The 15,605-nt window shown below is 66.7% G+C and carries 13 protein-coding genes; 8 read left to right on the forward strand and 5 right to left on the reverse strand.

Features of this window, described 5'->3' with window-relative positions:
- Positions 1-100: 100 nt before the first annotated feature.
- Entirely contained in the window at positions 101-2,515 is a 2,415-nt protein-coding gene (locus FW760_RS08355; RefSeq protein WP_446443723.1) for a TonB-dependent siderophore receptor, read from the forward strand.
- Positions 2,516-2,580: 65 nt separating this feature from the next.
- On the opposite strand, the gene FW760_RS08360 is transcribed toward FW760_RS08355, so the two are convergent.
- Positions 2,581-3,456, reverse strand: a complete 876-nt coding sequence (locus tag FW760_RS08360; RefSeq protein ID WP_058540853.1) for a helix-turn-helix domain-containing protein — start codon at positions 3,454-3,456, stop codon at positions 2,581-2,583.
- Positions 3,457-3,592: 136 nt separating this feature from the next.
- Here FW760_RS08360 and FW760_RS08365 point away from each other — a divergent pair, with 136 nt between their 5' ends.
- Positions 3,593-4,507: a DMT family transporter gene (locus FW760_RS08365; RefSeq protein ID WP_054914866.1), complete on the forward strand. Its 915-nt coding sequence runs from the start codon at positions 3,593-3,595 to the stop codon at positions 4,505-4,507.
- Between the two features lie 37 nt (positions 4,508-4,544).
- On the opposite strand, the gene FW760_RS08370 is transcribed toward FW760_RS08365, so the two are convergent.
- Positions 4,545-5,516, reverse strand: coding sequence for a 2-hydroxyacid dehydrogenase (locus FW760_RS08370; protein WP_054914865.1), 972 nt, complete (start codon positions 5,514-5,516; stop codon positions 4,545-4,547).
- A gap of 73 nt (positions 5,517-5,589) precedes the next feature.
- The gene (locus FW760_RS08375; RefSeq protein ID WP_043860975.1) at positions 5,590-6,537 is read right to left on the reverse strand and encodes a LysR family transcriptional regulator; all 948 of its coding nucleotides are present in this window, start codon (positions 6,535-6,537) and stop codon (positions 5,590-5,592) included.
- Positions 6,538-6,723: 186 nt separating this feature from the next.
- On the opposite strand from FW760_RS08375, the gene FW760_RS08380 reads away from it, so the two are divergent.
- From FW760_RS08380 to FW760_RS08395, 4 genes are read left to right on the forward strand one after another with little or no spacing between them, the layout of a single operon-like run.
- Positions 6,724-8,235, forward strand: coding sequence for an efflux transporter outer membrane subunit (locus FW760_RS08380; RefSeq protein WP_043860976.1), 1,512 nt, complete (start codon positions 6,724-6,726; stop codon positions 8,233-8,235).
- Positions 8,232-10,418, forward strand: coding sequence for an FUSC family protein (locus FW760_RS08385; RefSeq protein ID WP_054914863.1), 2,187 nt, complete (start codon positions 8,232-8,234; stop codon positions 10,416-10,418). The genes FW760_RS08380 and FW760_RS08385 overlap by 4 nt, the downstream gene beginning before the upstream one ends.
- Positions 10,408-10,608: a DUF1656 domain-containing protein gene (locus FW760_RS08390; RefSeq protein WP_043860978.1), complete on the forward strand. Its 201-nt coding sequence runs from the start codon at positions 10,408-10,410 to the stop codon at positions 10,606-10,608. The genes FW760_RS08385 and FW760_RS08390 overlap by 11 nt, the downstream gene beginning before the upstream one ends.
- A gap of 11 nt (positions 10,609-10,619) precedes the next feature.
- A complete protein-coding gene (locus FW760_RS08395; RefSeq protein ID WP_043860979.1) occupies positions 10,620-11,477 on the forward strand; it encodes an efflux RND transporter periplasmic adaptor subunit in 858 nt (285 codons plus the stop codon).
- 26 nt (positions 11,478-11,503) lie between these two features.
- Here FW760_RS08395 and FW760_RS08400 read toward each other — a convergent pair whose 3' ends face one another.
- Together FW760_RS08400 and FW760_RS08405 are read right to left on the reverse strand one after the other, a co-directional pair.
- Positions 11,504-12,280: an enoyl-CoA hydratase gene (locus FW760_RS08400; RefSeq protein WP_104571961.1), complete on the reverse strand. Its 777-nt coding sequence runs from the start codon at positions 12,278-12,280 to the stop codon at positions 11,504-11,506.
- 38 nt (positions 12,281-12,318) lie between these two features.
- A complete protein-coding gene (locus FW760_RS08405; protein WP_043860981.1) occupies positions 12,319-12,771 on the reverse strand; it encodes a universal stress protein in 453 nt (150 codons plus the stop codon).
- A gap of 170 nt (positions 12,772-12,941) precedes the next feature.
- On the opposite strand from FW760_RS08405, the gene FW760_RS08410 reads away from it, so the two are divergent.
- Positions 12,942-13,853: a LysR family transcriptional regulator gene (locus tag FW760_RS08410; RefSeq protein ID WP_043860982.1), complete on the forward strand. Its 912-nt coding sequence runs from the start codon at positions 12,942-12,944 to the stop codon at positions 13,851-13,853.
- A 190-nt stretch (positions 13,854-14,043) separates the two neighbouring features.
- Positions 14,044-15,597 (forward strand): MFS transporter, encoded by a 1,554-nt coding sequence (locus tag FW760_RS08415; protein WP_043860983.1) that lies wholly within the window; start codon positions 14,044-14,046, stop codon positions 15,595-15,597.
- The last annotated feature ends 8 nt before the right edge of the window (positions 15,598-15,605 follow it).

The raw sequence follows: 15,605 nt of genomic DNA on the forward strand, positions 1-15,605 counted from the left end.
ATATTTTCACGGCCCGGTGAGGTAAGTACGTGCGGCAACCGTGTAGTGATTGAAAGTGCGATTCATTCGCATGAAACAGGTTCACTCACAGGTCGACGGCATGAAGTTCAGGGCAAAATCATCGTTGGTGCGTTGCGTTTCAATCGGGCTTGGGGCGGCAGCGTGGCTGCCGCTGGGGGCGGGCGTGAGCCAGGCGGTGGCAGCGCAGCAGGTCGAGCAGGTGTACCGCTTTGCCCAGCCCAGCAAACCCTTGCCCCAGGCGCTCAACGACTTCAGCCGGGTCACCGGGTTGAGCGTGGTCTACACCGTCGAGCTGCCCGGCCTTGCCGCGCCGGCCCTGACGGGCACGTTCAGTGCCGAGCAGGCCCTGCAGCGCCTGCTGGGCAACAGCGGCTTCACCTACCGCCGCGTGAATGCTCGCACCCTCACCGTCGAACCGCTGGCCCAGGCCGGTGCACTCAACCTCGAGCCCACCACGGTCTCGTCCCAGCAGGACAGCGTCGGCAGCTACCAGCCGCCGGCCACCAGCGCGATCATGCGCAGCCAGGTGCCGAACCTGGAGATCCCCCAGGCCATCAACGTGGTGCCGGCCCAGGTGCTCGCCGACCAGGCGCCGCGCAACCTCGACGATGCGCTGAGCAACGTCAGCGGCATCACCCAGGGCAACAACTTCGGCGCCACCGCCGACACCGTGATGAAGCGCGGCTTCGGCGACAACCGCGACGGCTCGATCATGCGTGACGGCATGCCGCTGGTGCAGGGGCGCAGCCTCAATGCCAGCACCGAGCGGGTCGAAGTGCTCAAGGGCCCGGCCTCGCTGCTGTACGGCATCCAGGACCCGGGCGGGGTGATCAACGTGGTCAGCAAGCGCCCGCAACTGCAGCGCTACAACGCCGTGAACCTGCGCGGTTCCAGCTATGGCAGCGGCAAGAACGGCAGCGGTGGCGGGCTCGACAGTACCGGCGCGCTGGGCGACAGCAACTTCGCCTACCGCCTGGTGCTCGACCACGAGGACGAAGACTACTGGCGCAACTTCGGCACCCACCGCGAGACACTGGTGGCGCCGTCGCTGGCCTGGTTCGGTGAAGACACCCAGGTGCAGCTGGCCTATGAGCACCGCGAGTTCCTGTACCCGTTCGACCGCGGCACGGCCATCGACCCGCGCACCAACCACCCGCTGAACATCCCCAGCACACGTCGGCTGGACGAGCCCTTCAACAACATGGAAGGGCGCTCGGACCTGTACCGCCTGGAGGTCGACCATCAGCTTGCCGATGACTGGAAACTCCACTTCGGCTACAGCTTCAACCGCGAAACCTACGATGCCAGCCAGGTGCGCGTCACCGCGGTTGACCCTGCCAAGGGCACCCTCACGCGCAACCTGGACGGCACCCGTGGCGCCCTGAGCAGCGACCGCTTCGCCACCGTCAGCCTGGACGGCAAGCTGCAACTGGCAGGCATGCAGCACGACGTGCTGGTGGGGGTGGATGACGAGTACCGCAAGGTGTTTCGTGCCGACCTGATTCGCGGCGCCCGCAACACCTTCGATTACCTGAACCCGGTGTACGGCCAGGTCCAGCCCGGCACCGCCGTGCGCGACAGCGACAGCGACCAGACCGACAAGCTGCGCAGCAACGCGTTGTTCTTCCAGGACTCGATCCACCTCGACGAGCACTGGATTCTGGTGGCCGGTGCGCGCTATCAGCAGTTCGACCAGTACGCCGGTCGCGGCCGGCCGTTCAAGGCCAATACCGACAACAGCGGCCAGGCCTGGGTGCCGCGTGCGGGGCTGGTGTACAAGGTCGACGACACGCTGTCGTTCTATGGCAGCTACACCGAGTCGTTCAAGCCCAACTCCAGCATCGCGCCGATGACCGGTGGCCTGGTGCTGGATTCCTCGATTGCCCCCGAAGAGGGCAAGTCGTGGGAGCTGGGGGCCAAGCTCGACCTGCCGGGGGCGATCACCGGCAGCGTGGCGTTGTTCGACATCACCAAGCAGAACGTGCTGGTGGCCAATTTCGACACGGCCACCGGCGACACCCTGTACAGCAGCGCCGGCGAAGTGAAGTCGCGCGGCCTGGAGATGGACCTCACCGGGCAGGTGAGCGAGCGCTGGAGCCTGATCGGCAGCTATGCCTTCACCGACGCCCAAGTGTCCCAGGACCCCAAGCTCAAGGGCAACCGCCTGCAGAACGTGGCGCGGCATACCGGGTCGTTGTCGGCGGTGTATGACGTGGGCAGCCTGTTCGGTGGTGATCGCCTGCGGGTCGGCGCCGGGGCGCGCTATGTGGGCGAGCGGGCCGGCAACGCGGAGAACGATTTCGACCTGCCGGCGTACACCGTGGCGGATGCGTTCGCCAGTTATGAAACCCGGCTGGATGAGCACAAGGTGCGCTTTCAGCTGAACGTGAAGAACCTGTTCGACAAGACCTACTACAGCTCGGCGGTGAACCGCTACTTCGTGGCAGTGGGGGATGCGCGGCAGGTGAGCCTGTCGAGTACGCTGGAGTTCTGAGAGCACAGGAAGAACACCCACCGTGAGGGCGGTGGGGGCCCTGTGGGAGCGGGCTTGACCCGCGATCAGCGGCGCATGGCCAACCGGTAATCCCCCGGCGTGGCCCCCACCACCTGCCTGAAGCGATTGCTGAAATGGCTGGCACTGGCAAACCCGCACGCCAATGCCACCTCGCCCAACGCCCCGTCGCCACAGCGCAGCAGCTGGCGTGCCCGGGCCAGGCGCCGCGCCAGCAGGTACTGGTGCGGCGGCAGGCCGAAGCTTGCGCGGAACATCCGTGCAAAGTGGTAGTGCGACAGGTTGCACAGCAACGCCAGCTCACCCAGGCTGATCGCCTGCTCCAGGTGCGCCTCGATGTAGTCGGCCAGGAGCCGGCGCTGATGCGTCGCCAACCCGCCCTTCAGGCGCAGCCCCCGACGCAGCCCCACCTGGTTGAGCACCGCATGGTCGAGAATCTCGTGGGCCAGGCTGCTGGTCAGCAGGCGCTCGCCGGGCTCGTCCCAGTTCAGCTCGATCAGCCGGCCAAAGCGCAGCGCCTGCTCCGGGTCGTCGATGAAGGTCGCTTCGTGCAGTTGCACCTCGCGCGGTTCGCGGTCCAGCAGGCGGGTGCAGGCCAGGGCGAACTGCGCCTGGCTGATGTACAGGTGTGCCAGGCGGATGCTGCCATTGATCACCCAGTTCGAGGCGTGCTCGGCCGGCAGGATGCACAGCTTGCCGGGCCCGCCCTTGGCGGCGGGGCGATCTCGGCGAAAGGTGCCGGTGCCGCCGGCGATATAGCACGACAGCGTGTGGTGGCTGGGCGCTTCGTAGTCGCGGGCGTCGTGGCGGTTGTTCCACAGGGCTGCGACCAGCTCGTCGCCGAGCTGCGCACTGTGTTCCAGGCGGGCATTGGGCGAGGCGTGCATGGCTTGAAAGACTTGCAACTGGTCCAGCGGCGTCATGGGGTCTACCTCTGTCGGCCATCCTACTCGCGGCCACCGGGCCTGACAGCCCCGCCCAGCAAAAAACCGCAAGTTTGTGCAAGCGCACGGGGCGGCCCGCGCCGGACACTGCAGGCTGTCGTGAGGAGTGCATGCCATGAACCTGTCGTTGTACCTGCTGACCGTGCTGATCTGGGGCACCACCTGGATCGCCCTGAAACTGCAACTGGGGGTGGTGGCCATCCCGGTGTCCATCGTCTATCGCTTTGCCCTGGCGGCGCTGGTGCTGTTTGCCGTGCTGTTGATCGGGCGGCGCCTGCAGGTGATGAACCGGCGCGGGCACCTGATCTGCCTGGCGCAGGGGCTGTGCCTGTTCTGCGTGAACTTCATGTGCTTTCTGACGGCCAGCCAGTGGATTCCCAGCGGCCTGATCGCGGTGGTGTTCTCCACCGCCACGCTATGGAACGCACTCAATGCGCGGGTGTTCTTCGGGCAGCAGGTGGCGGCCAACGTGCTGGCGGGTGGGGCGCTGGGGCTGGGCGGGTTGGGGCTGCTGTTCTGGCCGGAGCTGGCCGGGCATGCGGCCAGCCGCGAAACCCTGATCGGCCTGGGCCTGGCGTTGCTGGGTACGCTGTGTTTCTCGGCGGGCAACATGCTCTCGAGCCTGCAGCAGAAGGCCGGCTTGCGGCCGATGACCACCAATGCCTGGGGCATGCTCTACGGGGCCGGAATGCTGGCGCTGTACTGCGTGGTCAGCGGTATTCCGTTCGCGATGGAATGGAATGTGCGGTATGTGGGGTCGCTGCTGTACCTGGTGATCCCGGGGTCGGTGATCGGCTTTACCGCGTACCTGACGCTGGTGGGGCGCATGGGGCCGGAGCGTGCGGCGTACTGCACGGTGCTGTTCCCGCTGGTGGCGCTGAACGTGTCGGCGTTCTACGAGGGGTACCAGTGGACAGCGCCGGCGCTGGGCGGGCTGGTGCTGGTGATGCTGGGCAATGTGCTGGTGTTCCGGAAGGGGCGGGTGGTGACGCCTTCGCCGGCAAGGCCGGCGCCTACCAGGGCCGCGTAACCCTTGCAGGAGCCCGCCTTGCTGGCGAATGGCAGCCTTACTTCCACACCTGCGGGTTCACCAGGTCGCGCGGGCGCTCGCCCAGCAGTGCCGCGCGCAGGTTGTCGATGGCACGGTTGGCCATCGCCTCGCGGGTTTCGGCCGTGGCCGAGCCCACATGCGGCAAGGTCACCGCATTGGCCAGCTGGAACAGCGGCGAATCGCTCAGCGGCTCCTTCTCGTACACATCCAGCCCTGCACCGCGAATCGTGCCCTGCTGCAACGCCGCCACCAGCGCCGCCTCATCCACCACCGGCCCGCGCGATACGTTGACCAGAAACGCACTGGGCTTCATCAGCTTCAGTTCGCGCTCGCCAATCAGGTGCCTGGTGTTGGCCCCCAGCGGCACCACCAGGCACACGAAGTCGGCTTCGGCCAGCAGTTGATCCAGGCTGCGGTACTGCGCGCCCAGTTCCTGCTCCAGCGCGGTCTTGCGGCTGTTGCCGCTGTAGATCACCGGCATGTTGAAGCCGAACCGGCCACGCCGCGCAATCGCCGCGCCAATGTTGCCCAGCCCGACGATGCCCAGCGTCTTGCCATGCACGTCGCTGCCAAAGTGTGCCGGGCCCACGGTGGCTTTCCATTCGCCGGCCTTGGTCCAGGCGTCCAGCTCGGCCACCCGCCGCGCCGCGCTCATGATCAGCGCAAAGCCTAGGTCGGCGGTGCTTTCGGTGAGGACGTCAGGGGTGTTGGTCAGGGCGATGCCGCGCTGGTTGAAGTAGGCCAGGTCGTAGTTGTCGTAACCCACCGACACGCTCGACACCACCTGCAGCTGCTCAGCGTTGTGCAGCTGCGCTTCGCCCAGCTTGCGCCCCACCCCGATCAGGCCGTGGGCCTGGGGCAGCGCTTCGTTGAACTGGGCATTGATGTCGCCCAGCTTGGGGTTGGGCACGATCACGTTGAAGTCTTGCTGCAGACGCTCGACCATCGGGGCGGTGATGCGGCTGAAGGCCAGTACGGTCTTTTTCATCGGCGAACTCGCTGCGGGCAGGGGAGAATGGGTAGCACGCTATCATTCTCCGCCGCCCCTGTGCAGCAAGATTTCAGGTGGCGATGAGCAGCTCGTGGGTCTTGAGGTCGGCCTCGTGGGCCGCGAGGATCTCCGGCAGCGAGTTGCGCAGGTACTCGACCCAGGTCTTGATCTTCGCATCCAGGTACTGGCGCGAGGGGTAGATCGCGTACAGGTTCAGCTCCTGCAGGCGGTACTCGGGCATCACCCGTACCAGGCTGCCGTCGCGCAGGCCGTCGATGGCCGAGTAGATCGGCAGCACGCCCACGCCCATGCCGCTGCGGATCGCCGCCTTCATGGCATCGGCCGAGTTCACCTGGAAGGGCGCCTGGGTGATGTTCACCACCTCCTGGCCCTCGGGGCCGTCGAACAGCCATTTTTCCAGCGGGATCACCGGGCTCACCATGCGCAGGCAGGCGTGCTTGAGCAGGTCGGCCGGCTTGTGCGCCACGCCGTGGCGCTTCACGTATTCGGGCGAGGCGCACACGATGCTGTAGGTGATGCCCAGGCGCTGCGACACAAAACCCGAGTCCGGCAGCTCGCTGGCGAGCACGATGGACACGTCGTAGCCCTCGTCCAGCAGGTCGGGCACGCGGTTGGCCATGGTCAGGTCGAAGGTCACGTCGGGATGGGTTTCGCGGTAGCGGGCGATGGCGTCGATGACGAAATGCTGGCCCACGCCGGTCATCGAGTGCACCTTCAGTTGCCCGGCCGGGCGCGCATGCGCGTCGCTGGCCTCGGCCTCGGCTTCCTCCACGTAGGTGAGGATCTGCTCGCAGCGCATCAGGTAGCGCTTGCCCGCTTCGGTCAGTGCGATGCGCCGGGTGGTGCGGTTGAGCAGGCGGGTTTGCAGGTGCGCTTCAAGATTGGAAACCGCCCGCGACACGTTCGCGGTGGTCGTATCCAGTTGCACGGCAGCGGCGGTGAAACTGCCGACTTGCGCGACGCAACTGAAAGCACGCATGTTTTGCAGGGTGTCCATGGGGCGCTCTCAAGGAAGACGACAGAATTGTGACATGAAGTAACCAAAGCAGTCTTCAGACTAAAGCCGGATTATCGCGGTTTTCGTAACAAAGATTCGCAGTAAAGCACGCTTATCGCCAGTGCGGCGGCCCCCTAGAATTGCGTCACCTAGCGTCATCCACCTTCTAGTCGGGAACTCGCAGCTGTGCCGCGTCGCATCATCAGAGCGCTGAATGCGCTCAGTGTCTGTGCCTTTAGCTTGACCTTGAGCGGCTGTATCGGAACCTGGGGCATCGCCCCGCAAAGCAAGACGCTGCAAGCCAATACCCTGACCACCGACGCGGCCATCCGAGCAGCCGCGCAGGATGCCCACTGGCCCGACCAGCAATGGTGGCAAGCCTATGGCGACCCGCAACTGGCGCGCTGGATCGCCCTGGCGCTCCAGGGCAGCCCGACCATGGCCATGGCCGCTGCCCGCGTGCGTGAAGCCAGGGCCATGGCCGGGGTGATCGAGGCCGACGAAAAACTGCAGGTCAACGGCCAGTCCAGCCTCAAGCGCCACAACTGGCCCGAAGACCAGTTCTATGGCCCCGGCGCGCTGTCCGGTGCCAACACCTGGGACAACAATGCCACCCTGGGCCTGAGCTATGCGCTGGACCTGTGGGGCCGCGAGCGCAATGCCAGCGAGCAGGCCGTGGACATGGCCCACATGAGCGTGGCCCAGGCGCGCCAGGCGCAGCTCGAACTGCAGAACAACATCGTCAAGGTGTACATCCAGCTGTCGCTGCACTTTGCCCAGCGCGACATCGTCAAGGCCGAGCTGGCCCAGCAGGAGCAGATCCTGGCCCTGGCCGAACGGCGCCTGGCCGGCGGCATCGGCACCCATTTCGAGGTCAGCCAGGCGCAGACGCCGCTGCCCGAAACCCATCGCCAGCTCGACAGCCTCGATGAAGAAATCGCCCTGGCGCGCAACCAGCTGGCCGCGCTGGCCGGCAAGGGCCCGGGCGAGGGCGCGCAGTTGCAGCGGCCGAATCTCTCGTTGGCCACCGCGCTCAAGCTGCCGTCGGCGCTGCCTGCCGAGCTGGTGGGTCAGCGTCCCGACGTGGTTGCCAGCCGCTGGCAGGTGGCGGCCCAGGCGCGCGGTATCGATGTGGCGCATGCCGGCTTCTTCCCCAACGTCGACCTGGTCGGCGGGCTCGGCTTCATGGCCACCGGCGGCGGTGCGCTGGAGTTTCTCACCGGGCGCAAGTTCAACTACAACGTCGGCCCGGCCATCAGCCTGCCGGTGTTCGACGGTGGCCGCCTGCGCTCGCAACTGGGCGTGGCCTCGGCCGGCTACGACATCGCTGTGGCGCGCTACAACCAGACCGTGGTCGAGGCTCTCAAGGGGGTGTCCGACCAGTTGATCCGCCGCCACTCGATGGACGAGCAGCAACACTTTGCCGCCGAGTCGGTGGCCTCGGCGCAGAAGACCTACGACATCGCCATGATCGCGTTCCAGCGCGGCCTCACCGACTACCTCAACGTGCTCAATGCGCAGACCCTGCTGTTTCGCCAGCAGCAGATCCAGCAGCAGGTGCAGGCCGCGCGCCTGACCGCGCATGCCGAACTGGTCACCGCCCTGGGCGGTGGGCTGGGCGCCGGCAACGATGTGCCGACACCGGATAAGCAGGCCGCACCGGCCACCCCGCGCACCCTGGCGGTGTTCGACAAATGAGCGCCATGACCCTGCCGTTTCGCTGGCTGGCATCACTTGAATGGCGCCGCGGCTTCTTCGAATGGGCGCGCAGCGACGGCGTCACCTGGGTGTACATCTTCAAGGTGCTGAGCGCGGCGTTTCTCACCCTGTGGCTGGCCATGCGTCTGGAGCTGCCGCAGCCGCGCACCGCGATGATCACCGTGTTCATCGTGATGCAGCTGCAGAGCGGCCACGTGTTCGCCAAGAGCTTCTACCGCCTGCTCGGCACTCTGGCCGGTTCGTCGGTGATGGTCGCGCTGATCGCGATCTTCCCGCAGAACACCGAGCTGTTCCTGCCCAGCCTGGCGATCTGGGTGGGCATCTGCTCGGCGGGGGCGATGCGCTACCGCAACTTTCGCGCCTATGGCTTCGTGCTGGCCGGCTACACCGCGGCCATGGTCGGCCTGCCGGCCCTGCAGCACCCCGACGGTGCATTCATGGCGGCAGTGTGGCGGGTGCTGGAGATCTCCCTGGGCATCCTGGTGTCGACCCTGGTCAGCGCCGCGATCCTGCCGCAGTCGGCCAGTGCCTCGATGCGCAACGCCCTGTACCAGCGCTTTGGCGTGTTCGCCGGCTTCGTCGCCGAAGGCCTGCGCGGCGACAGCCAGCGCGACCGCTTCGAAAGCAGCAACGTGCGCTTCATCGCCGAGGCGGTGGGCCTGGAAAGCCTGCGCAGCGTGACCGCCTTCGAAGACCCGCACATGCGCCGGCGCAACGGCCGCCTGGGCCGCATGAACAGCGAGTTCATGGCCATCACCACGCGCTTCAACGCCCTGCACCAACTGCTCGAGCGCCTGCGCCAGCGCGGCCCGCTGCAGATCGTCACGGCCATCGAGCCGGGCCTCGATGCCCTGGCCAACCTGCTCGACGGCTATGCCGGGCGCTCGCTGACCCACGCCGATGCCGCACGCCTGGCCGAGCAACTGGCCGCCTACAAGGACGACCTGCCCGAGCGGGTACGCAGCCTGCGCGCCGCCTACCTCGACACCGCGCCCAGCGACGCCGACCTGCTCGACTTTCACACCGCCTACGAACTGCTGTACCGCTTCGTCGACGACCTGCACAGCTATGCCCAGACCCACGCCTCGCTGGCCGAGCATAGCCACGCCCGTGAGCAATGGGACGAACCCTACGTGGCCCAGACCAACTGGCTGGTGTCGCTGGCCGCCGGCGTGCGGGCCGCGTTCATCCTGCTGGTGCTGGGCAGCTTCTGGCTGGCCACGGCGTGGCCCAGCGGGGCCATGATGACCCTGATCGCGGCGGCCACCGTGGGCCTGTCGGCGGCCACCCCCAACCCCAAGCGCATGTCGTTCCAGATGGCCTGCGGCACCCTGTTCGGCGCGCTGGTGGGGTTCTTCGAAACCTTCTTCGTGTTCCCCTGGATCGACGGCTTCCCGCTGCTGTGCATGGTGCTGGCGCCGGTGTTCGTGGTGGGCGCGTTCCTGGCCTCGCGCCCGGCCTACGCCGGTTATGGCCTGGGCCTGCTGATCTTCTTCTCGACCGGCTCGGTGCCCGACAACCTCACCGTGTACAACCCCTACACCTTCGTCAACGACTACATCGCCATGGTCATCGGCATGCTGGTGTGCGCGGCGGCCGGGGCGATCATCCTGCCGCCCAACAGCCGCTGGCTGTGGAGCCGCCTGGAGCAGGACCTGCGCGGCCAGGTGCTGTTCGCCATCAGCGGGCGCCTGCGCGGGCTGGGCTCGGCGTTCGAGAGCCGCACCCGTGACCTGCTGCACCAGGCCTATGGCCTGGCCGTGGGCCAGCCCCAGGTGCAGAGCAAGCTGCTGCGCTGGATGTTCGTGGTGCTGGAGGTGGGCCACGCGATCATCGAGCTGCGCAAGGAACAGGCGATACTCCCGGTGCACCCGTGCTATGCCGAGTCCCAGCCCTGGCGCCAGGCCATCCGCGTGATGGGCCGGGCGCTGGCGCGGCTGTTCCTGCAGCCCACCGCCAGCAATCACGAGCGTGCGCTGGTGGCAGTGGACCATGCGATCAGCCGCGTGCAGGCCACCGACGAACCTTTTGCCCGGCACTTCGACACCTCGGCCCTGCGCCGGGTGCAGAGCTACCTGCACTTCATCCGTACCTCGCTGCTCGACCCACAATCGCCGCTGGCCCACCTGCCCGCGACGCAAGGACTGCCCGATGCCCCGTGAAATCGCCTTCCACGGCCTGTACATGCCGACCATGACCTTGATGTTCCTGTTCGCCGCAGGGCTTGCCTGGGGGCTGGACCGGTTCATTGCCGGGCATGACGGCTACCGTTTTTTCTGGCACCCGGCGCTGCTGCGCCTGTGCCTGTTCATTTGCCTCTTTGGCGCCATGGCGCTGACCGTCTACCGTTGAGACCCTAGTCGATGAAAAAGTTTTTCAGCCTGATCGCCACCTTGCTGGTACTGGCAGCTGCCGTGGCGATCGGCCGGCAATTGTGGGTGCAGTACATGAACACGCCCTGGACCCGCGACGGGCGGGTACGCGCCGACATCATCAACGTGGCCGCCGACGTGCCCGGGTATGTGGTGGACGTGCCGGTGCGCGACAACCAGCTGGTGAAGAAGGGCGACCTGCTGATCCAGATCGACCCCGAGCACTACGAGGTGGCGGTCAGGCAGGCGCAGGCGCTGGTAGCCTCGCGCAAGGCCACCTGGGAGATGCGCAAGGTCAATGCGCACCGGCGTGCCGACATGGACAACCTGGTGATCTCGAGGGAGAACCGCGACGACGCCAGCAACATCGCCAACTCGGCCCTGGCTGACTACCAGCAGGCCCAGGCGCAGCTGGCGGCGGCAGAGCTGGACCTCAAGCGCACGCGCATCCTGGCCACGGTGGACGGCTACGTGACCAACCTCAACGTGCACCGCGGCGACTATGCACGCACCGGTGAGCCGAAGATGGCGGTGGTCGACAAGGACTCGTTCTGGGTCTACGGCTTCTTCGAGGAGACCAAGCTGCCGCACGTGAAGGTGGGCGATCAGGCCGACCTGCAGATGATGAGCGGCGAGGTGCTCAAGGGGCATGTGGAGAGCATCTCGCGCGGCATCTATGACCGCGACAACCCTGAAAGCCGCGAGCTGATCGCCGATGTAAACCCCACCTTCAACTGGGTGCGCCTGGCCCAGCGGGTACCGGTGCGCATCCACATCGACGAGGTGCCCGAAGGCTTCCTGCTGGCAGCGGGCACCACCTGCACGGTGGTGGTCAAGCCGCGCGATTGAGCGCGTGCCGCTGCCATGGCGAACGTTCAGCGGTGCATGAACTGCGGCTCGCGCTTCTCGGCGAAGGCGGCCATGCCTTCCTTCTGGTCTTCGATGGCGAAGGTGGAATGAAACAGCCGGCGCTCCTGGCGTACGCCTTCGCTCAAGGTGGTTTCGAAGGCGCCGTTCACCGCCTCCTTGGCCATCATTGCTACCGGCCCGGAGTAGCCGGCGATCCGCGCCGCGACACGCAAGGCTTCGTTGAGCAGCGCCGCATCGCTCACCACCCGGCTCACCAGGCCGCAGCGCTCGGCTTCGTAGGCGTCCAGGGTGCGCCCGGTGAGCACCATGTCCATGGCCTTGGCCTTGCCGATGAAGTGTGCCAGGCGCTGGCTGCCGCCGGCACCGGGGATGGTCCCCAGCTTGATTTCCGGCTGGCCGAAGCGCGCGCTCTCGGCGGCGATGATGAAGTCGCACATCAGCGCCATCTCGCAGCCACCGCCCAGTGCGTAGCCGGCCACCGCGGCGATCACCGGTTTGCGAAAGCTGGCCAGGCGCTCCCAGTCCACGGTCACGAAGTCGCTGGTGTACACGTCGATGTAGTTGCGGTTGCGCATGGCCATGATGTCGGCCCCGGCGGCGAACACCGTGTCGGTGCCGGTCAGCACCACGGCGCGCACGCTGCGGTCCTGTTCCAGACGGTCGAGCACGCCGGCCAGCTCCGCCGCCAGTTCGGCGCACAGGGCATTGAGCGACAGCGGCCGGTTGAGGCGAATCAGCGCCACCGCGTCAATCTGTTCCAGCAGCAGGTAATCGAGTTTCATCCGTGTAGTCTCGTTCAAGGGGTGAGGGCAAGGGGGCGTCAGAGATGACGCGCATCGACCAGTACCGGGCAACCGGCCTTGTCGATGACTTTGCTGCTGATCGAGGGGTCGAACATGCGGTCCAGCCGCGACAGGTGGCGGTGGCCCATCACGATCAGGTCGCTGCCCAGGCGCTTGGCCTCGGCGACGATGCTCGACACCGGGTCGCCATTGACCAGGTTGCCTTCGGTCTGGAAGCCGCGTTCGCGCAGGTGGGTCACGGCCTGCAGCATGCTCATGTCGGCCACCTGCTGTTCATGGCTGGCCGCCGGGTATTCGGTTTCGTCCTGCGGGCTGATGTGGCCGTCCTGTTCGGGCAGCGCGTAGGCACGGTCGACCGCCAGCAGCACATGCAGGCGATGACGGGTCTGCTCGCAGAACGTGCTGACGGTTTCCAGGATGCCGTGGCTGCGTGGCGAGCCATCGATGGCGATCAAAACGACGCTGTACATGGGGCAGGGTCCACTCACTGTGCAAAGAGCAGCATTCTTGAAAAAAGCATGCGGCGCGGTAAATGGTGCAGCGTGCAATGACTAGTTGCGCCACATGCAGGGGCTGTGAGCGCGGCGGAAACTGTTAAGCTTTGCCCCGGACTCAACGAAGCAATGAATGGATGCTTGCCATGCACTTTCCAGATATGAATTTGCTGGTCGCGCTGGATGCGCTGCTCGATGAAGGCAGTGTGGTCGGCGCGGCGCGGCGGATGAACCTGAGCCCCGCGGCCATGAGCCGTACCCTGACGCGCATTCGCCATGCGGTGGGTGACCCGATTCTGGTGCGCGCCGGCCGCGGCCTGGTGCCCACGCCCAAGGCCATGGCCCTGCGCAGTCAGGTGCGCAGTGTGGTGGAGCAGGCCAACCAGGTGTTCAGTTCCAGTGACGAGGTCGACCTGCAGAGCCTGGAACGGGCCTTCAACCTGCGCGCCAACGATGTATTCATCGCGCCCTTTGCCGCGCCCCTGCTGGAAACCATGCGCGAACAGGCGCCGCACACGGTGCTGCGCTTCGTGCCCGAAGGCGAGGGCGGCGACGAGGACGCCGCACTGCGCGACGGGCGCCTGGACCTGTACATCAGTGCCACGCGCAACCTCGGCCCCGAGATCAAGGTGCAGAGCCTGTTCTCCACCACCTTCGTCGGCCTGGCGCGGGTCGATCACCCGATCTTCGATGACGAGATCACCCCCGAGCGCTTCGCCGGCTACGAGCAGATCAGCGTGTCGCGCCGTGGCCGCGCCGCCGGCCCGATCGATGCGGCGCTGGCCGGCATGGGCCTGCAGCGGCGCGTGGCGCTGATCACCCCGAGCTTTCATTCGGCGATGTTCTCGCTGCCCGACTCCGAGTTGCTGCTGGCGCTGCCCGAGCACGTGCTGATGAGCGTGGCCCGGCTCGGCCTGCCGCTGCGCTCGTTCCGCATCCCGATGGCGCTGGAGGCGGTGACCATCATGCAGGCCTGGCACCCGCGCTTCGACAACGACCCCGCCCACCGCTGGTTGCGCCAGACCCTCAAGGAATGCTGCTCCAGGCACTACGCCTGAGCCCGGGGCAGGTACGCGTTAGCGCGACTTTTGTGGATTGCGTTTGACGCAGCAATAAACTGCGAATATGTCAGTTTTCGTCATCTATTGGCCTCCATAGACTTGCCGGGTACTTAACTACCCGGAGTCCTCCTGCCATGTGTGTGCCTTTTTTCTGCCGTGCTTCAGCGCCTGTGGGCGGGGGCCGGCCATGACGTCGCTGGCGGCCCAGGCGCCCTTGGGGGCCACCCCGGCGCCCGCCGCGGCGCCTGCCAAACCGGCCGCCCCGGCTGCTTTCGGCCTGCGTATCGTGGTGGGCCTGGTCGGCGTGCTGCTGGCGGTGCTGTGCGCCGGCCTCAACGAGATGGTCACCAAGATGGCCCTGGCCGACATCCGTGGCGGGATGCACATCGGCGCCGACGAAGGGGCCTGGCTGGTGGCGCTGTACTCGGCCACCTCGGTGTCGGCCATGGCCTTTGCGCCCTGGTGTTCGGTGACCTTCTCGCTGCGCCGCTTCACCCTGTGTGCCATCGGCGCCTTTGCCGTACTGGGGCTGCTCTGCCCGTTTGCACCCAACCTCGAAAGCCTGATGCTGCTGCGCACCCTGCAAGGCCTTGCCGGGGGCGCGCTGCCGCCGATGCTGATGAGCGTGGCGCTGCGCTTTCTGCCCCCCGGCATCAAGCTCTACGGCCTGGCCGGCTACGCCCTGACCGCGACCTTCGGGCCGAGCCTGGGCCTGCCGCTGGCGGGCATGTGGACCGAGTATGTCGGCTGGCAGTGGGCGTTCTGGCAGATCATCCTGCCCTCGCTGGTGGCCATGGGCTGCGTGGCCTGGGGCCTGCCGCAGGACCCGTTGCGCCTGGAGCGCTTCAAGCAGTTCGACTGGCGCGGCCTGTTGCTGGGGCTGCCGGCCATCTGCTCGATCGTGATCGGCCTGTCCCAGGGCGACCGCATGGGCTGGTTCAACTCGCCGCTGATCTGCTGGCTGCTGGGCGGCGGGGTGGTGCTGCTGGTGCTGTTCATGATCAACGAATGGTCGCACCCGTTGCCGTTCTTCAAGCTGCAGATGCTGCGCAACCGCAATCTGACCCACGCCCTGATCACCCTGGGCGGGGTGCTGGTGGTGCTGTCGGCCGTGATCATCATCCCCACCAACTACCTGGCCCAGGTCCAGGGCTATCGGCCCGTGCACAGCGGCCCGGTGATGCTGCTGGTGGCGCTGCCGCAACTGCTGGCGCTGCCGCTGACCGCGGCGCTGTGCAACATCCGCGCGGTGGACTGCCGCTGGGTGCTGGCCATCGGCCTGGGCATGCTCGCCATGTCGTGCCTGGGCGGCACGCAGATCACCTCGCAGTGGGTGCGCGAAAACTTCTATGTGCTGCAACTGTTCCAGATCTTCGGCCAGCCGATGGCGGTGATCCCGCTGCTGATGCTCGCCACCGGCGGCATGACCCCGCAGGACGGCCCGTTCGCCTCGGCCTGGTTCAACACCATCAAGGGCCTGGCTTCGGTGGTGGCCGCCGGGGTGCTGGAGGCCCTGACCACGGTGCGCCGGCATTTCCACTCCAACATGCTGGTGGACAACCTGGGCAACTCGCCGCTGGCCGCCAGCGATGCGCCGGGGTTGGCCAGGCGCATCCATGAGCAGGCCGTGGTGCTGACCTCGGCCGACCTTTACCTGTGCATGGCGCTGCTGGCACTGGCGCTGATCGTGCTGATTCCCTTTGTGCCTACCCGGATCTACCCGCCGCGTGCAGTGGCCTAGTCCCGTCG

The organism is Pseudomonas sp. 1176_21 (assembly GCF_052850635.1).